Below are 17,379 nucleotides of genomic sequence, written 5' to 3'. Positions count from 1 at the left end.
GCATATGCGGATTGCGATTTCGGCATCAGCAGAGACGGAGCGCGTGACGGCGCGCTACCCGGCGGACGGAGGGGCGCAATGACTGAAGGTGGGGCGGTGCTCCCCTGGCTCGTCATCCGCCAGGACGAAGGGGGCAACCGCTATCGCGTGGGCCGCTATGCCACCCGGGCGGAGGCGGAGCGGGTGGCCGACCGGCTCGAGACCCGTGGCCGCCAGCAGCTCTACGTGGTCGAGAAGGCCGACCGGGCGGTGACCTGAGGGGCGGCGGGCGAGAAGCGGGACCAGAGCGGGGGACGTAGGCTGCCGCGCATGACGACCGTGCGCGTAGTGGTGGGCGGAGCGGTGTGCGAGCGCGGGCGGCTACTGGCCGCACGGCGCAGCGCACCGCCCGCGCTGGCCGGCCGCTGGGAGCTGCCCGGCGGCAAGGTGGAGGACGACGAGACACCCGAGCAGGCGCTGGAGCGTGAGCTGCGCGAGGAGCTGGGTGTCCGGGCGGCGGCCCAGGAGCGGATTCCGGGCGAGTGGGTGCTGCGGCCCGGCTACGTCCTGCAGGTGTGGACGGCCCGGCTGGTGTCCGGGGTGCCGCGGCCCCTGGAGGATCACGACGAGCTGCGCTGGCTGCTGCCCGGAGAGGAGCACCAGGTCGACTGGCTGGACCAGGACCGCCCGGCGGTCGCCGAGGCGATGCGCCGGCTGGCGGCCACGTCCGGAGCGACGGGCGTACGGCCGTAACGAGCCCCTGGCCCGTAGGCCCGCGGAGAGCCGCCCTGTCGCGGCAATATGTTGCATTTGTGCCACAGTGCACCGCCGCACGCGATACGCGGGGCGGGATACCGGGTATGTCCTGAATGACCCCCTCGACGCAGGTAAGACGCCGGGGATGCCATCTGCTGGGATGTGATCGGCGTGAGCGACAGCGCAGCGGCAGGGGTCCCTGAGCCCGGCTCCGGCAGCGCGCGCAGGCGCGGTAAGACCCCCGGTTCCGCCACCGCCGAATGGAGCTTTCCGGCCGACCCCGGAGCGGTGCGCACCGCCCGCACGGTGGTCCGGCGGGTGCTCGACGACTGGGGCCTGAACGGCGCAGCCGACATGGCCGTACTACTCGTCAGTGAGCTCGTCACCAACTCCCTGCGCCATGCCAGCGGGCCGATCGGGGTCCGTATGGTGCTGCTCAGCTCCGACGGGCTGCTCGTCGAGGTATCCGATCCGCTGCCCGACCCGCCACAGGAGCGCGACGCCGCGCCCGACGACGAGGGAGGCCGGGGATTGCAGCTGGTCGCATGCAGTTCGCGACGATGGGGGACCCGTCGCGGAAAGAGCGGTAAGACAGTGTGGTTCGAGCTGTCGGTGGCTGGTTAGGAGACAGATGAAAGTCCTGATCGTTGCCATTCCATCGACATTTCGTCGACCGGCGGCGATCGAGACTGTGCTGTGATCGTGAAGACCGTGTTCCGGATAGCCCGGGTATTGGATACTCGGGCTGGTCCGGTCCGGGCACGATGAGCTGGAGGGGACGGGGCTCGTGAGCAAGATGTCATCCGGCGGGGCAGAACCCGCGCAGGCCGAGGGTCAGGGCGGTGCGGACAGCCCCGGTGACCCAGGTGGCCGTGCACCCGTGCGCGACCTCCAGGGGCCGCCCGTATGGCAGAGCAGCCGGCCCGGATCGATCTACGACTACATCCGTGTGGCCTCCTTCTCGCTCGGCCCCGACGGGCGGATCGAGCAGTGGAGCGAACGGGCGGAGCAGATGCTCGGCATCCCCGCCCGCTACGCACTCGGCAAGGACCCCGTCGAGGCGTTCGTCCCCCGGGAGTTGCGGGAGACCGGCCACCGCAAGGTGTCCGAGATACTCGACGGCCGGGAGTGGACCGGCCTGGTGCCCTACCGCAGGGAAGCGGCCGGCCGGGCCGACGGGCTCGCCGAGATCTATGTGATGCCCTCCCGCAACGAGGACGGCGAACGCGCCGCGGTCTGTCTGGTCGTCGACGTCCGGGCGCTGCGTGGCATCGAGACCGACCTCGCCGCCTCGCAGGCCGTTTTCGGTCAATCTCCCATGGGCTTCACCCTGTTCGGCACCGACCTGAAGCTGCTGCGGGTCAACGAGCGGTTCGCCTCGGTCTTCGGCGGCCCGGCGAGCAAGTACCGCGGCTGCGGCCCGCACGACTTCCTGCCGCGCTCCGAGGCCGAGCGGATGACCGCCGCACTGCGCCGCGTCCTGGACACCGGCGAGCCGGTCGCCGAGATGCAGCTGGTCGGTCTGCCGTCCGAGGACGAGGACCGCCGCCGCTGGTCGGTGTCGCTCTACCGGCTGCACGGCGCCAGCGGCCGCCCCATCGGCGTCGCGGCGCTCGCCGCCGACGTCACCGGCCGCCGCCGGGCCGAGCGGGAGGCCGCCAGCGCCCGCCGCAACCTCGCCCTGCTCAACGAGGCCGGCGCCCGGATAGGCAACTCCCTCGACCTGGAGACCACCGCCCGCACACTGCTGGACGTCGCCGTACCGCAGTTCTGCGACCTGGCCTCGGTGGACCTCTACCAGGGCCTGCTGTCCGGCGACGAGGCCCCGCCCGGGATGAGCGACGGCAGCGCCGAACTCCGCCGCGTCGCCTTCGCCAGCGCCGTCTCGGACGCCCCGCTCGCCACCGCCTCCGGTGTCCTCGGCGACGCGCCGGGCCCGGTCGCGGTCGGCGCCGTCCACCGCTACCCCTTCAACTCCCCCTGCGCGGGCGCCCTGCGCACCGCCCAGGCACAGATCATCCCGGCCCGGGAGAGCGACGACGGACCCGAGCTGGGCGCGGTCGTGCACTCCACCCTCGCCGTCCCGATGGTCGCCCGGGACACCGTCGTCGGGCTGGTGCAGTTCTCCCGCACGAAGGGCAGTGAGCCCTTCGGCGAGCGCGACACCGCGCTCGCCGTCGAACTGGCCGCGCGCGCCGCGGTCTGCATCGACAACGCCCGCCTCTACCGCCGGGAGCACGAACGCGCGCTGATATTGCAGCGCAGTCTGCTGCCGCCCGGCGACCCGGAGGCGGCCGGCCTGGACATCGCCTGCCGCTATCTGCCCGGCACCACCGCCACCGAGGTCGGCGGCGACTGGTTCGATGTCATCGAACTCCCCGGCCACCGCACCGCACTCGTCGTCGGCGACGTCATGGGGCGCGGGCTGCGCGCCGCCGTGGCCATGGGCGAACTGCGCACCGCCGTCCGCACGCTGGCGCTGCTGGACCTGGAACCGGCCGAGGTGCTCTCGGCCCTGGACGAGATCGCCCGCGGGCTCGGCGGCGACGGCGACGGCCGGTCCACCGCCCGGTCCGCCCGCGGCCGCTCCGGAAGCGCCGAGAACACCCCCGAGAAGGGCTCGGCCCGCACCGCCGACCTCTCCGAGGTCTACCTCGCCACCTGCGTCTACGCCGTCTACGACCCGGTCACCCGGCGCTGTACGTTCGCCAACGCCGGGCATCTGCCGCCGGTGCTGGTCGAGGACGGCGAGGACGCGCTGCTGCTCGACGTCCCCCCGGGGATGCCGCTGGGCGTCGGCGGGGAGCCGTTCGAGGAGATCGAGGTCGAGCTTCCGGACGGCGCGCTGCTGGCCCTCTACACCGACGGCCTGGTGGAGTCCCGCCACCATCCGCTGGACGAGGGGCTCCGGGCGTTCCGTACCGCCCTCTCCGGCGCCGACCGCCCGCTGGAGGACGCCTGCGACCACGTCCTCAACGCCCTGGACACCTCGCACGGCGAGGACGACATCGCACTGCTGATGGCACGGGTCCACGGGCTGCCCAAGGACGCGGTGGGCGACTGGAACCTGGCGCCCGAGCCGCGCTCGGTGGCCCGCGCCCGCGAACTCGCCCGCGACCAGCTCACGGACTGGGGCCTCCAGGACCTGGTCGACACCACCGAGCTCCTGGTCAGCGAGCTGGTGACCAACGCGCTGCGGCACGGCCACGGCGAGATCCGGCTGCGGCTGCTGCTGGACCGCTCGCTGGTCTGCGAGGTCTGGGACGCCGACCTCGCCCAGCCGCGCCGCCGCCGCGCCCGCGACACCGACGAGGGCGGCCGCGGCCTCCAGCTGGTCGGGCTGCTGAGCGAGGGCTGGGGCAGCCGCCGCACCCCGCGCGGCAAGACCGTGTGGTTCGAACTCGCCCTGCCCGACGGGAAGTCCACGGCGGTGGACCCGGCGGAGGCCCTGCTGAGCCTGTTCTGACAGGCGGGCGGACGCGGCGCGCCGCGGGGGCCGGACCGGCCGGCCCCCGCGTGCGCGCCCGCCGGATCACTCGGAACGGCGCCGGATCTTGTTCCCGAGCCACACCAGCGGGTCGTACTTACGGTCCGCCGCGCGCTCCTTCAGCGGGATCAGCGCATTGTCGGTGATCTTGATGTGCTCGGGGCAGACCTCGGTGCAGCACTTGGTGATGTTGCAGTAGCCCAGGCCGTGGTCGTCCTGCGCGGTGGCCTTGCGGTCGAGCCCCGACTCCTCCGCCGCGTCCAGCGGGTGCATGTCCAGCTCGGCGATCCGCATCAGGAAACGCGGACCGGCGAACGCGGCCTTGTTCTCCTCGTGGTCGCGCACCACATGGCAGGTGTCCTGGCACAGGAAGCACTCGATGCACTTACGGAACTCCTGCGAGCGGCCGACGTCCTCCTGCTGCATGCGGTACTCGCCCGGCCCCAGGTCCGGGGGCGGCACGAACGAGGGGACCTCACGGGCCTTCGCGTAGTTGAAGGACACATCGGTGACCAGGTCACGGACCACCGGGAAGGCCCGCAGCGGCGTGATCGTCAGGGTCTCCGTACGGTCGAAGACCGACATCCGGGTCATGCACATCAGCCGCGGCCGCCCGTTGATCTCCGCGCTGCACGAACCGCACTTGCCCGCCTTGCAGTTCCAGCGCACCGCGAGATCGGGGGCCTGGGTCGCCTGGAGGCGGTGGACGATGTCCAGCACCACCTCGCCCTCGTGCACCTCGACCGTGAAGTCCGCCAGCTCCCCGGCGTCCGCGTCGCCCCGCCACACCCGGAAGTGCGCCTGGTAGGCCCCGGACTGCTGCTCTGTCTGCGCCTGGCTCACCGGCTCAGCTCCTCGTCGGTCAGATACTTCGCCAGCTCGTCCTTCTCGAACAGCTCCAGCAGATCGCGGCGGATCGGCGGATTCTCCCGGCGGGAGAGCCGGATCTGGCCCAGCGCCGGGTCCGCCGCCCGTGAGTCGCCCAGCGGATCGGCGAGTTCACAGACCAGGTTGATCTGGCGCCAGTGCCGGTCCATCGCCGGATGGTCGTCGCGGGTGTGCCCGCCCCGGCTCTCCTCACGCTCCAGCGCCGCCCGCGCCACACACTCGCTGACCAGCAGCATGTTCCGCAGGTCCAGCGACAGGTGCCAGCCCGGGTTGTACTGCCGGTGCCCCTCGACGCCGGCCCGCCGGGCCCGTACCCGCAGATCGGCCAGCCGCTTGAGGGCCTCGAACATCTCGCCCTCCTTGCGGATGATGCCGACCAGGTCGTTCATCGCCTGCTGGAGCTCCTGGTGCAGGGTGTACGGGTTCTCCGCCGGGACCCGGCCGCCGCCCGCGGTGCCCCCGGCGGCCTCGGTGTCCTCGGCGCTGAACGGGCGCAGCGCCTCCGCCTCCGCCGCGTCGATCTGCAGCGGGTCGGGCACCGGCCGGTCGGTCAGCGACTGCGCGTACTCGGCCGCGTGCAGCCCCGCCCGGCGGCCGAACACCAGGAGGTCGGACAGCGAGTTGCCGCCCAGCCGGTTGGAGCCGTGCATCCCGCCGGCCACCTCGCCGGCCGCGAACAGCCCCGGCACCCCGGTCGCCGCCGCGGTGTCCGGGTCGATGTCCACCCCGCCCATCACGTAGTGGCAGGTCGGGCCGACCTCCATCGGCTCGGCGGTGATGTCGACGTCCGCCAGCTCCTTGAACTGGTGGTGCATCGAGGGCAGCCGGCGGGTGATCACCTCGGCCGGCATCCGTGTGGAGACATCCAGATAGACCCCGCCGTGCGGGGAGCCGCGGCCCGCCTTGACCTCGGCGTTGATGGCCCGCGCCACCTCGTCGCGGGGCAGCAGCTCGGGCGGGCGGCGATTCTGCTCCGGGTCCTCGTACCAGCGGTCGCCCTCGTCCTCGGTCTCCGCGTACTTCTCCTTGAAGACGTCCGGGACGTAGTCGAACATGAAGCGCTTGCCCTCGCTGTTGCGCAGCACCCCGCCGTCGCCGCGGACGGACTCGGTGACGAGGATGCCCTTCACCGACGGCGGCCAGACCATGCCGGTCGGGTGGAACTGCACGAACTCCATGTTGATCAGCGGCGCCCCGGCCAGCAGCGCCAGCGCGTGCCCGTCGCCGGTGTACTCCCAGGAGTTGGAGGTCACCTTGAAGGACTTGCCGATACCGCCGGTGGCCAGCACCACCGCCGGTGCCTCCAGCACGAAGAAGCGGCCGGACTCCCGTTCGTAGCAGAACGTGCCGGACACCCGGCCGTCTGTCTTGAGGACGCGGGTGACCGTGCACTCCTGGAAGACCTTCAACCGGGCGTCGTACGCGCCGTGTTCCTTCTCGTCCTCCTGCTGCAGCGAGACGATCTTCTGCTGGAGGGTGCGGATCAGCTCCAGGCCCGTACGGTCGCCGACGTGCGCCAGCCGCGGGTACTCGTGGCCGCCGAAGTTGCGCTGGGAGATCCGGCCGTCGGCGGTGCGGTCGAAGAGCGCGCCCCAGGTCTCCAGCTCCCACACCCGGTCGGGAGCCTCCCGGGCGTGCAGCTCGGCCATCCGCCACTGGTTGAGGAACTTGCCGCCGCGCATGGTGTCCCGGAAGTGGACCTGCCAGTTGTCATGCTCGTTGGCGTTGCCCATGCTGGCCGCGATACCGCCCTCGGCCATCACCGTATGGGCCTTGCCGAACAGGGACTTGCAGATCACGGCCGTCCGCATACCGGCTTCGCGGGCCTCGATCGCGGCCCGCAGTCCGGCGCCGCCGGCGCCCACCACGACCACGTCCCATGCCTGCCGGTCCACATGCGCCATCAGGGGGCACACCTTTCCTTAGGAGTTGTTGTCGTCAGAAGAAGCGCGGGTCGGCGAACGCCCCGCTGGCCAGCAGGAAGACATAGAAGTCCGCGACGGCCACGCTGATCAGGGAGGCCCAGGCGAGCAGCATGTGCCGCGCGTTGAGCTTGCCGACCCAGCCCCACAGCCGGTAGCGCACCGGATGCTTGGAGAAGTGCCGCAGCCGGCCGCCGACGATGTGCCGGCAGGAGTGGCAGGAGAGGGTGTACGCCCAGATCAGCACGATGTTGACGAGGAAGACGAGGGTGCCCAGGCCCATGTGGCCCCAGGCGTAGTTCTCGTCGCGGAAGGTCAGCGCGGTGTCGTACGTCAGCACGCCGGCGACCAGGATCGCGAAGTAGAAGAAGTAGCGGTGGATGTTCTGCAGGATCAGCGGGAAGCGGGTCTCACCGGTGTACTTCTTGTGCGGTTCGGCGACCGCGCAGGCCGGCGGCGAGGCCCAGAAGCCGCGGTAGTAGGCCTTGCGGTAGTAGTAGCAGGTCAGCCGGAAGCCCAGCGGGAAGATCAGGATCAGCAGCGCGGGGGACAGGCCCCACCAGCTGCCGAAGATCTCCCAGTTGGGGCCGCCGCGCATGGCGTGGCAGTTCTCCGCCAGGCACGGCGAGTAGAACGGCGAGACATAGGGCGCGGCGTAGTAGTCGGCGTTCGAGAAGGCCCGCCAGGTCGAGTAGACGATGAACGCGAGCAGCCCGGCGGCGGTGCAGGCCGGCGCCAGCCACCAGCGGTCGGTGCGCAGATGACGGGCGGGGATGGCGGCGCGCGAGGCGCTGTGCACGCCGGTCGCGCCCGCGTGCGAGGAGGGTTCGGTGCCAGTGGCCAACGTCGGTCTCCGTGAAGGGCGCTCCGGCCGGAAGCTTCCACCGGGGCGGCAACGGGGTAGGGGTCTGAGTGGGGCGAAGCCACCCCCTAAGGGGCCTCCACCAGGGGTTCTCCCCTAGGGCGCGTGGCCGTTCCGGCAGCCGAGACCCTCGTCCTGGGCGTCGGTCCACAGCGCGGAGTTGTAGGGGGCGTCGGAGATCGGCACCATCTCGGCCTCGGGCGTGCGCCGGTGCGCGGAGGGAGCGGCCGCGACGCTCTGCTTCAGCAGGGTGAGACTCTCGCGCAGGTGGTCGGTGTCCGTACGGACCCGGCGGATGTCCAGGCCGGCGCCGAGCTGCGTCTCCAGTTTCCCCACCGACCGGACCAGGTCGTCCACGTTGCGCTCAACCGCCGTCATTGCGTCCTGAAGGGACATATAACGTGCCCTCACTTTTGAAGGTGTGGTGGGCGATCTCATGCGCCCGAGAGTGTCGCGCGTCACAGTAGGGGTTGGGAAGGGGTCCAGCGTGATTACGACTCGAACCGGTGCGTTTCGGCAACCATGCGCCTCGGCGTAGGTCGAACGCCGTTACGAGAGAGGGCGGGGCGGAGCGGTGCCCGCACCCCCGTGAACCCCTTGTGAACCCCCTGCGAACCCCGTCGTGACGTGCTCCGGGGGCCGGGTGTTGGGCCGGGCGGGTGGCCTTGGCGCGGCGGCCGCCGTGTCGGGTCGCCGGTCCGGCCGCGGTCGCTTTCAGTAGGGGAGCCATAGATGTGATGAGCCGCAAAGTCGGCCGAACGTGGTGCGCCGGTCAGCCCCAGGCGGCGCTCGGCGCGGCGCGGGCGAGCCCGGAGGTAACCGTCATGACCGACCACGACCACCCCGCAGGCCGCCGCGCGGTGTGCCGCAGACGCCGCTGTGCCGCGCTCATCGCGGCGGGGGCGCTGCTCCCGCTGCCGGCCCTGGCCGGATGCAGTGAGGACAGCCGGGGGGCGTCCGCCGCGGCGTCCCAGGACATCGCCCCGGCACCCCGCGGCGAGCTGAAGAACGGCGGCACCCTGCGCTGGGCCGTCGACGCGATGCCCGGCACCCTCAACGCCTTCCAGTCCGACGCCGACGCGACCACCGCGCGGATCGCCGGTGCGGTGCTGCCCAGCATGTTCACCATCGACGCGAGCGGCAGACCGCAGCGCAACGCCGACTTCCTCGACGCCGCGGACGTCAGCGCCCGTGACCCCAAGCAGGTCGTCACGTACAAGATCAACCCCAAGGCGCGGTGGAGCGACGGCCGGGCGGTCACCGCCGCCGACTTCGTCGCCCAGTGGACCGCGCTGCGCGGCAAGGACAACGCGTACTGGACCGCGCGCAACGCCGGCTACGACCGGATCGGCAAGGTCGAGCAGGGCGCGAACGCCCGCGAGGTCAAGGTCACCTTCGCCCGCCCCTACGCCGACTGGCGGTCCCTGTTCACGCCGCTCTACCCCAAGAGCGTGATGGGCAGCGCCGACGCCTTCAACGACGGCGCACGGGAACAGCTGAAGGTCGGCGCCGGCCCGTTCCTCGTCCAGAAGCGGGACGCCAAGGAGGGACGCGTCGTCCTCGTCCGCAATCCGAAGTGGTGGGGCGACACCGCCAAGCTCAAGCGGATCGTGCTGCAGTCGCTGCCCGGCGACAGGCGGGCCGCGGCGCTGGCCGACGGCAGCGTCGACGTCGCCGCGGTCGACCAGGTCGCCGCGAAGCGGGTGGCCTCCGCCCGGCGGGCCGGCCCCGGCCCGCACGCGCCCGCCGACGGCAACGCCGGCCCGCAGAGCGACGGGAGGCGGGCCGGTGCCAAGGCCGCCCCCGCGGAGAACTCCGCACTGCGCGGCTACACCATCCGCAAGGCGCTGGAGCCCGCCTACACCCAGCTCGCCCTCAACGGCAGCAGCGGGCCGCTGGCCGACGACCGGGTGCGCCGGGCGGTGGCCCGCGCCCTCGACCGGCAGGCGCTCGCCGACACCGTCCTCAAGCCGCTCGACCTGCCGTCCAAGCCGCTCGGCAGCCATCTGCTGATGGCCGGGCAGTACGGCTACGCCGACCACAGCGCCGCGCTCGGCGAGCAGGACGCCGGGGCGGCCAAGGCGCTCCTCGCGGACGCCGGCTGGAAGAGCGAGGGCGCCGACCGCCAGCAGGCGGGCGCGCCGGGACCCGACGGGCGCTCGTCCGACGAGGGCGACGAGCGGTCGGACGGCCGGTACGAGGAGGACGGGTACGGGGAGGACGGGTACGGGGAGGAGTCCGCGGGCGACCGGGCGGACACCGGCTCCGACGACCGGAACCCGGGCCGCGCCGGACGGGTCCACGCCGCCGCGCCCGGCCGGGGCGACCGGCCCGCCGCCGCCGAGGCCCCGCTGTCCTTCACCGGCGCGGTCGGCTCGGAGGTCCAGCAGTCCGCGCTGCTGCGGCAGAGCGCCTCGTTCTACAAGCAGGCGGCCGCCAGTGAGAAGGCCGACGCGGACGGTGACACCGGGTCCCGGGCGTACGACAGGTACAAGCGGTACAAGAAGCGGGCGGCGGAGTCGCTCGGCGCGGCCGAGATGATCGAGACCGGACAGGCCCGGCAGCTGCCGGGGTCCGGCGGGCACCCGGGCGCCCGGCACGCCGCCGTCGAGCGCGCCGGGGACGCGGCGGCCGCGCCGCAGCCGGCCGACGGCAAGACGTCCCGGATCGCCGCCGTCAAGAAGAACGGCAAGCCGCTCACCCTGCGCTTCGTGCTCCCCGACGGCGCCGGCTCCGAGCAGCTGCGCACCGTCGGACGGCGGATCGCCTCGATGCTCGGCAAGATCGGCGTCCAGACCTCCCTGCAGCGGGTCTCCGACGCCAGCTACTTCCAGGACCACATCGCCTCCGGTGACTACGACCTGGCGCTGTACTCCTGGCCCGGCACCGCCTACCCGGCGACCGACGCCCGCCCGATCTACGCCAAGCCGCAGCCCGCGCCCGACGGTTCGCTGACCGTCGAGCAGAACTACACCCGGGTCGGCACCGACCACATCGACCAGCTCTTCGACCAGGCCGCCTCCGAGCTGGACGAGGGCGCCGCGCACACCCTGGTGGCGCAGGCCGACGCCCGGATCTGGGCGGCCGCCGGTTCGGTCCCGCTCTACCAGCGGCCCGAGCTGGTGGCGACGAAGAAGTCGCTCGCCAACGTCGGCGCCTTCGGCTTCGCCACCCCCCGCTTCCAGGACATCGGTTACCAGAAGTAGCGGTGCCGCGCAGGCCGATAAAAAGCAAGAAACCGCAGGTCATAGCGCATATGTACGGGCCGCGGCGGCTAATGCCGCCGCGGCCCCGTACGATGGGGTGAGGCCGTGGCTTCGTTATGCCCGGCGGGCGCGCGTGCCGGATGGCCGCGTCGCCACCCACGATTCCGGGAGAAGCGCCGCCAGTATGCCCACCCGTCACGACATTCGTAACGTAGCCATCGTCGCCCACGTCGACCACGGCAAGACCACCCTCGTCGACGGCATGCTCAAGCAGGCCGGTTCCTTCGCCGAGCACGCCGCCGAGAAGCTCGACGACCGGATGATGGACTCCAACGACCTGGAGCGTGAGAAGGGCATCACGATCCTCGCCAAGAACACGGCGGTGAAGTATCACCCCAAGGACGGCGGGGACCCGATCACGATCAACATCATCGACACCCCCGGCCACGCCGACTTCGGTGGCGAGGTCGAGCGCGGTCTGTCGATGGTCGACGCGGTCGTCCTCCTGGTCGACGCCTCCGAGGGCCCGCTGCCGCAGACCCGCTTCGTGCTCCGCAAGGCCCTCGCGGCCCGGATGCCGGTCATCCTGTGCATCAACAAGACCGACCGTCCCGACTCCCGGATCGACGAGGTCGTCAACGAGACCTACGACCTGTTCCTGGACCTGGACGCGGACGAGGACCAGATCGAGTTCCCGATCGTCTACGCCTGTGCCCGTGACGGCGTCGCGTCGCTGACCAAGCCGGAGGACGGCACCGTCCCGGCCGACAGCACCAACCTGGAGCCGTTCTTCACCACGCTCCTGGAGTCGGTCCCCGCCCCGCAGTACGACGCGGAGGCCCCGCTCCAGGCCCACGTCACCAACCTGGACGCGGACAACTTCCTCGGCCGTATCGCGCTGCTCCGCGTCGAGCAGGGCGAGCTGCGCAAGGGCCAGAACGTCGCGTGGATCAAGCGTGACGGCAGCATCGCCAACGTCCGCATCACCGAGCTGATGATGACCGAGGCGCTCACCCGCAAGCCCGCCGAGGTGGCCGGCCCGGGTGACATCTGCGCCGTCGCCGGTATCCCCGACATCATGATCGGCGAGACCCTGGCCGACCCGGAGAACCCGGTCGCGCTGCCGCTGATCACGGTCGACGAGCCGGCGATCTCCATGACCATCGGTACCAACACCTCGCCGCTGGTCGGCCGGGGCGGCACCGGCAAGGGCGCGGACGCCAAGGCCGCGGTCAAGGACCGCAAGGTCACCGCCCGCCAGGTCAAGGACCGCCTGGAGCGCGAGCTGATCGGTAACGTCTCGCTGCGCGTCCTGGAGACCGAGCGCCCCGACGCCTGGGAGGTGCAGGGCCGTGGTGAGCTGGCGCTGGCCATCCTGGTCGAGCAGATGCGCCGTGAGGGCTTCGAGATGACCATCGGCAAGCCGCAGGTGGTCACCAAGCAGGTCGACGGCAAGACCTACGAGCCCGTCGAGCGGATGACCATCGACGTGCCCGAGGAGCACATGGGCGCCGTCACCCAGCTCATGGGTGTCCGCAAGGGCCGGATGGACAACATGTCCAACCACGGCTCCGGCTGGGTCCGGATGGAGTTCGTCGTCCCCTCGCGCGGTCTGATCGGCTTCCGTACGGAGTTCCTGACCAACACCCGCGGCACCGGTATCGCGCACTCGATCCACGAGGGCCACGAGCCGTGGTTCGGCCAGCTCAGCACCCGTAACAACGGCTCGCTGGTCGCCGACCGCTCCGGTGCCGTCACCGCCTTCGCGATGACCAACCTCCAGGAGCGCGGTGTGCTGTTCACCGAGCCCGGCACCGAGGTGTACGAGGGCATGATCGTCGGCGAGAACTCCCGCGCCGACGACATGGACGTGAACATCACCAAGGAGAAGAAGCTCACCAACATGCGCTCCTCCTCGGCCGACTCGTTCGAGGCGATCGTGCCGCCGCGGAAGCTGTCGCTGGAGCAGTCCCTGGAGTTCTGCCGCGACGACGAGTGCGTCGAGGTGACCCCGGAGGCCGTGCGCATCCGCAAGGTCGTCCTGGACCACAAGGAGCGCGGCCGCACGGCTTCCCGCGCGAAGCGGTAACGGCTTCCGCCGGTACTCCGCCGGCAGGCTCTGATGGGGCGTCCCTCCGTGTGAGGGGCGCCCCTTCGCCGTGCGGGGGCCGTTCCGCGGCCGCGTTGTCAGTGGCCGGCGGCAGACTGGTGGCATGACAGATTCCACGAGGATCGAGACCGGGCGCGGGATCGCGACGCTCATCAATGTGTTCACCGTCCTGCCGGAGCGCCAGGCGGAGCTGGTGGCGGTGCTCAGCCGCGCCACCGAGGAGACGATGAAGGGCCGGCCCGGCTTCATCTCGGCGAACATCCACGCGAGCGCGGACGGCGAACGGGTCGTCAATTACGCGCAGTGGGAGAGCGAGCAGCACTTCCTGACGATGCTGGCCGACCCGGAAGCGCAGGAGCACATGACGGCGGCCGCCGCGCTGGCGGAGGGGTTCGACCCGCGGCTGTTCGCGGTGGAGTCCGTGCATCACATATAGGGATCTCCGGGGGCTCCCCGGGGCGCCCCCGCTTTCTCCCCGATCGGGCATCCGAGGGGTTTCTCAGGTTTCCGGAGCAGTGGCGCACGCCGCCGAAGTGCGGTACCTCCCGCTTTGCGGTCTTATGTGGCCCTAGGCATGATCCCGGAGCTGAGGAGGCGTCATGCGGAGAGCCACGTGCGCGAAGTGGGGCGCGTGCGCCGTCACCGTCGCCCTCGTGGCCACGGGGTGCGGGGGAGGGAGCGCCGCGAACCGCTCCGGGGTCGTCAGCGCCTCCTGGGGAGATCCGCAGAATCCGCTGGAGCCGGCCAACACCAACGAGGTCCAGGGCGGCAAGGTCCTGGAGATGCTGTTCCGGGGGCTCAAGCGCTACAACCCGAAGACCGGCGCCGCGGAGAACGTCATCGCGGACCGCATCGAGACCAGCGACTCACAGAACTTCACCGTGACGCTGAAGGACGGCTGGACCTTCAGCAACGGTGAGAAGGTCACCGCCAAGTCCTTCGTGGACGCCTGGAATTACGGCGCGCTGCTGAGCAACAAACAGAAGAACGCACCGTTCTTCCAGTACATCGACGGCTTCGCACAGGTGCACCCGGACAAGGGCGGCCCGCGGGCCAGGACCCTGTCGGGACTGGTGGTGAAGGACGACCGGACCTTCACCGTCAGGCTCAACCAGAAGTTCTCCAGCTGGCCGGACACGCTGGGCTATTCGGCCTTCATGCCGCTGCCGCAGTCGTTCTTCCGCGACCACGACGCCTGGATCGACAAGCCGGTCGGGAACGGGCCGTACACCGTGGACTCCTACGAGAAGGGGTCCGTGCTGCGGATGCGGAAGTGGGACGGCTATCCGGGGGACGACCCGGCGCGCAACGGCGGTATCGACCTGCGGGTCTACACGGACAACAACACGGCCTACACCGACCTCCAGGCGGGCAACCTCGACCTGGTCGACGACATTCCGGCCGCACAGCTCAAGAACGTACGGGCGGACCTCGGCGGCCGCTACATCAACCAGCCGGCCGGGATCATCCAGACCCTCACCTTTCCCATGTACGACAAGCGCTGGGGGCGGCCGGGCGCGGAGAAGATGCGCCGCGGCCTCTCGATGGCGATCGACCGGGACCAGATCACCCGGGAGATCTTCCAGAGGACCCGTACGCCCGCCACGGACTGGACCTCGCCGGTGCTGGGGGCGGAGGGGGGCTACCGGGCCGGGCTGTGCGGCGAGGCCTGTGAGTTCCACCCGGCGCAGGCGAAACAGCTGGTCAAGGAGGGCGGCGGGCTCCCCGGCGGCAGCATCTCCCTCGCCTACAACGCCGACACGGGGTCCCACAAGGACTGGATCGACGCCATCTGCAACAGCATCAACAAGTCGCTGGGAGACGACCAGGCATGTGTCGGCGCCCCCGTCGGCACCTTCGCCGACTTCCGGAACAAGATCAGCGCCAGGCGGATGAGCGGCCCCTTCCGGGCCGGCTGGCAGATGGACTACCCGCTGATCCAGAACTTCCTTCAGCCGCTCTACTACACCAACGCCTCCTCCAACGACGGAAAGTTCAGCAACGCCTCCTTCGACAAGCTGGTGAACGAGGCGAACGCGGACACCGACCCGCGGCAGGCCGTCGCCACCTTCCAGGACGCGGAGAAGATCCTCGCCACCCAGATGCCGGCCATTCCGCTCTGGTACCAGAACGGCAGCGGCGGCTACTCGGACCGGATCAGCAACGTCTCGCTGAACCCCTTCAGCGTGCCGGTCTACAACGAGATCAAGGTCAACTGACCGTGCCCACGGGCCGTGCGGCGAGAGAGGCCGGTGCTCCATGGGACGCTATGTGATCCGGCGGCTGCTCCAGATGGTCCCGGTGTTCCTCGGCAGCACCTTCCTCATCTTCTTCATGGTGTACGCCCTGGGCGACCCCGTGGCCGCGATGTTCGGCGAACGGGCACCCGACCCCGCCACCGCCGCCCAGATCCGCCGCGAGCTCTACCTCGACGAGCCGCTCTGGAAGCAGTACCTGCACTACATGGGGCAGATCTTCCAGGGGAACTTCGGCACCGCGTTCAACGGCCAGCCGGTCACCGAGCTGATGGCCTCCGCCTTCCCCGTCACCCTCCGGCTGACCCTCGTCGCCCTCGTCATCGAGATGGTGGTGGGCATCGCGCTGGGCGTCTCCAGCGGGCTGCGGCGCGGCCGGGACCTCGACACCACCGTCCTGGTCCTCACCCTCGTCGTGGTGTCCATCCCCACCTTCGTCAGCGGCTATCTGCTGCAGCTCCTGTTCGGGGTGCAGTGGGCCTGGGCCGCCCCGTCCGTCGCGCCCGAGGCGCCGCTGAACGAACTCCTGCTGCCGGGGCTGGTGCTGGCGCTGGTCTCGCTCGCGTACGTGACCCGGCTGACCCGGACCTCGATCGCGGAGAACGCCCGCGCCGACTACGTCCGCACCGCCCTCGCCAAGGGCCTGCCCCGGCACCGGGTCATCACCCGCCATCTGCTGCGCAACTCGCTGATCCCGGTCGTCACCTTCATCGGCACGGACATCGGCGCCCTGATGGGCGGCGCCATCGTCACCGAGCGCATCTTCAACATCCACGGCGTCGGATACCAGCTCTACCAGGGCATCCTGCGCCAGAACTCACCGACCGTCGTGGGCTTCGTGACCATCCTCGTGCTGGTGTTCCTCCTCGCGAACCTCCTCGTCGACCTGCTGTACGCCGTCCTCGACCCGAGGATTCGTTATGCCTGAGCCCTACGTACCCAAGGAAGCCATCGGCCACGGCGACGGCGGGTCCGCCGCGCTGGCCATCGGCGAGGCCGAGTCGCTGGAGCGGCGGCCCGGTGCGGCCCCGCCCGGCGCCGGGCCCGGCGGGGAGCCCACCGGCAAGCCGCGCAGCCTGTGGAGCGACGCCTGGCACGACCTGTACCGCAACCCGGTCTTCGTGATCTCCGCGCTGGTCATCCTCTTCCTGGTGATCATCGCGATCTGGCCGCAGCTGATCGCCACCGGCAACCCCTACCGCGCCGACCTCGCCAAGGCCCAGCAGGGTTCGCAGCCCGGCCACCCCTTCGGCTTCGACACCCAGGGCCGGGACGTCTACACCCGGGTCGTCTACGGCGCCCGCGCGTCCATCACCGTCGGCGTCTGCGCCACGACCGGCGCGGCGCTGCTCGGCAGCCTGCTGGGCGGGCCGGCCGGGTTCTTCGGCGGCTGGGGCGACACCCTGCTCTCCCGGCTCGCCGACATCTTCTTCGGCATCCCGGTGATCCTCGGCGGCCTGGTCTTCCTCTCCATGGTCACCAGCACCACGGTCTGGCCGGTCGTCGGCTTCATCGTGCTGCTCGGCTGGCCGCAGGTCGCCCGTATCGCCCGCGGCTCCGTCGTCACCGCCAAACAGAACGACTACGTCCAGGCCGCGCGGGCGCTGGGTGCGGGCAACGGACGGCTGCTGCTGCGGCACATCGCGCCGAACGCCGTCGCCCCCGTCATCGTCGTCGCCACCATCGCCCTCGGCACCTTCATCGCGCTGGAGGCGACGCTGTCGTACCTGGGCGCGGGCCTGAAGCCGCCCACCGTCTCCTGGGGCATCGACATCTCCACGGCCTCCCCCTACATCCGCAGCGCGCCGCACATGCTGCTGTGGCCCGCGGGCGCGCTGAGCATCACGGTGCTGGCGTTCATCCTGCTCGGCGACGCGGTGCGCGACGCCCTCGACCCCAAGTTGCGCTGAGGAG

General features: G+C 71.0%; 14 protein-coding genes. 10 read left to right on the top strand and 4 right to left on the bottom strand.

Features of this window, described 5'->3' with window-relative positions; genetic code table 11:
- Nucleotides 1-78 precede the first annotated feature (78 nt).
- The 4 genes from ACWC9R_RS19650 to ACWC9R_RS19635 all read left to right on the top strand — a co-directional run bounded on the left by ACWC9R_RS19650 (nt 79) and on the right by ACWC9R_RS19635 (nt 4,201).
- Nucleotides 79-258 carry an SPOR domain-containing protein gene (locus tag ACWC9R_RS19650; protein WP_362605509.1) on the top strand — a complete coding sequence of 60 codons (180 nt, stop codon included), beginning with the start codon at nt 79-81 and terminating at the stop codon, nt 256-258.
- Nucleotides 259-309: 51 nt separating this feature from the next.
- The gene (locus tag ACWC9R_RS19645) at nt 310-732 is read left to right on the top strand and encodes a (deoxy)nucleoside triphosphate pyrophosphohydrolase (RefSeq protein ID WP_450733116.1); all 423 of its coding nucleotides are present in this window, start codon (nt 310-312) and stop codon (nt 730-732) included.
- A gap of 165 nt (nt 733-897) precedes the next feature.
- Nucleotides 898-1,359 (top strand): ATP-binding protein, encoded by a 462-nt coding sequence (locus ACWC9R_RS19640; protein ID WP_450733114.1) that lies wholly within the window; start codon nt 898-900, stop codon nt 1,357-1,359.
- Nucleotides 1,360-1,531: 172 nt separating this feature from the next.
- The gene (locus ACWC9R_RS19635; RefSeq protein ID WP_450733142.1) at nt 1,532-4,201 is read left to right on the top strand and encodes a SpoIIE family protein phosphatase; all 2,670 of its coding nucleotides are present in this window, start codon (nt 1,532-1,534) and stop codon (nt 4,199-4,201) included.
- A 66-nt stretch (nt 4,202-4,267) separates the two neighbouring features.
- Here the strand turns inward: ACWC9R_RS19635 and ACWC9R_RS19630 are convergent, their stop codons facing one another.
- The 4 genes from ACWC9R_RS19630 to ACWC9R_RS19615 all read right to left on the bottom strand — a co-directional run bounded on the left by ACWC9R_RS19630 (nt 4,268) and on the right by ACWC9R_RS19615 (nt 8,290).
- Nucleotides 4,268-5,065 (bottom strand): succinate dehydrogenase/fumarate reductase iron-sulfur subunit, encoded by a 798-nt coding sequence (locus ACWC9R_RS19630; RefSeq protein ID WP_450733112.1) that lies wholly within the window; start codon nt 5,063-5,065, stop codon nt 4,268-4,270.
- Entirely contained in the window at nt 5,062-7,014 is a 1,953-nt protein-coding gene (locus ACWC9R_RS19625) for a fumarate reductase/succinate dehydrogenase flavoprotein subunit (RefSeq protein WP_450733110.1), read from the bottom strand. Before ACWC9R_RS19625 ends, ACWC9R_RS19630 begins: the two co-directional genes overlap by 4 nt.
- Before the next feature lie 34 nt (nt 7,015-7,048).
- On the bottom strand, nt 7,049-7,876 hold the full coding sequence (locus tag ACWC9R_RS19620) for a hypothetical protein (protein WP_450733108.1): 828 nt from the start codon (nt 7,874-7,876) through the stop codon (nt 7,049-7,051).
- Between the two features lie 114 nt (nt 7,877-7,990).
- A complete protein-coding gene (locus tag ACWC9R_RS19615) occupies nt 7,991-8,290 on the bottom strand; it encodes a hypothetical protein (protein ID WP_450733107.1) in 300 nt (99 codons plus the stop codon).
- A 428-nt stretch (nt 8,291-8,718) separates the two neighbouring features.
- Here ACWC9R_RS19615 and ACWC9R_RS19610 point away from each other — a divergent pair, with 428 nt between their 5' ends.
- The 6 genes from ACWC9R_RS19610 to ACWC9R_RS19585 all read left to right on the top strand — a co-directional run bounded on the left by ACWC9R_RS19610 (nt 8,719) and on the right by ACWC9R_RS19585 (nt 17,375).
- Complete coding sequence (locus ACWC9R_RS19610) at nt 8,719-11,100, top strand: ABC transporter family substrate-binding protein (protein WP_450733105.1); 2,382 nt, start codon at nt 8,719-8,721, stop codon at nt 11,098-11,100.
- A 184-nt stretch (nt 11,101-11,284) separates the two neighbouring features.
- Nucleotides 11,285-13,189 (top strand): translational GTPase TypA, encoded by a 1,905-nt coding sequence (typA, locus tag ACWC9R_RS19605; RefSeq protein ID WP_450733103.1) that lies wholly within the window; start codon nt 11,285-11,287, stop codon nt 13,187-13,189.
- Between the two features lie 124 nt (nt 13,190-13,313).
- Complete coding sequence (locus ACWC9R_RS19600) at nt 13,314-13,646, top strand: antibiotic biosynthesis monooxygenase family protein (protein ID WP_450733101.1); 333 nt, start codon at nt 13,314-13,316, stop codon at nt 13,644-13,646.
- 163 nt (nt 13,647-13,809) lie between these two features.
- The gene (locus tag ACWC9R_RS19595) at nt 13,810-15,429 is read left to right on the top strand and encodes a peptide ABC transporter substrate-binding protein (RefSeq protein WP_450733099.1); all 1,620 of its coding nucleotides are present in this window, start codon (nt 13,810-13,812) and stop codon (nt 15,427-15,429) included.
- A 40-nt stretch (nt 15,430-15,469) separates the two neighbouring features.
- A complete protein-coding gene (locus ACWC9R_RS19590; protein WP_450733097.1) occupies nt 15,470-16,393 on the top strand; it encodes an ABC transporter permease in 924 nt (307 codons plus the stop codon).
- Nucleotides 16,386-17,375: an ABC transporter permease gene (locus tag ACWC9R_RS19585; protein WP_450733095.1), complete on the top strand. Its 990-nt coding sequence runs from the start codon at nt 16,386-16,388 to the stop codon at nt 17,373-17,375. Before ACWC9R_RS19590 ends, ACWC9R_RS19585 begins: the two co-directional genes overlap by 8 nt.
- The last annotated feature ends 4 nt before the right edge of the window (nt 17,376-17,379 follow it).

The organism is Streptomyces sp. NPDC001219 (assembly GCF_053597915.1).
Note: the sequence above shows the minus strand (reverse complement) of the source record. Positions and strands in the feature narration are given on the sequence as shown.

Excerpts from the sequence above, each read along its gene's own strand:
- ACWC9R_RS19650 (WP_362605509.1), top strand. The coding sequence starts at position 79 with ATGACTGAAGGTGGGGCGGTGCTCCCCTGGCTCGTCATCCGCCAGGAC.
- ACWC9R_RS19645 (WP_450733116.1), top strand. The coding sequence starts at position 310 with ATGACGACCGTGCGCGTAGTGGTGGGCGGAGCGGTGTGCGAGCGCGGG.
- ACWC9R_RS19635 (WP_450733142.1), top strand. The coding sequence starts at position 1,532 with ATGTCATCCGGCGGGGCAGAACCCGCGCAGGCCGAGGGTCAGGGCGGT.
- ACWC9R_RS19625 (WP_450733110.1), bottom strand. The coding sequence starts at position 7,014 with ATGGCGCATGTGGACCGGCAGGCATGGGACGTGGTCGTGGTGGGCGCC.
- ACWC9R_RS19615 (WP_450733107.1), bottom strand. The coding sequence starts at position 8,290 with ATGTCCCTTCAGGACGCAATGACGGCGGTTGAGCGCAACGTGGACGAC.
- ACWC9R_RS19610 (WP_450733105.1), top strand. The coding sequence starts at position 8,719 with ATGACCGACCACGACCACCCCGCAGGCCGCCGCGCGGTGTGCCGCAGA.
- typA (WP_450733103.1), top strand. The coding sequence starts at position 11,285 with ATGCCCACCCGTCACGACATTCGTAACGTAGCCATCGTCGCCCACGTC.
- ACWC9R_RS19600 (WP_450733101.1), top strand. The coding sequence starts at position 13,314 with ATGACAGATTCCACGAGGATCGAGACCGGGCGCGGGATCGCGACGCTC.
- ACWC9R_RS19595 (WP_450733099.1), top strand. The coding sequence starts at position 13,810 with ATGCGGAGAGCCACGTGCGCGAAGTGGGGCGCGTGCGCCGTCACCGTC.
- ACWC9R_RS19590 (WP_450733097.1), top strand. The coding sequence starts at position 15,470 with ATGGGACGCTATGTGATCCGGCGGCTGCTCCAGATGGTCCCGGTGTTC.
- ACWC9R_RS19585 (WP_450733095.1), top strand. The coding sequence starts at position 16,386 with ATGCCTGAGCCCTACGTACCCAAGGAAGCCATCGGCCACGGCGACGGC.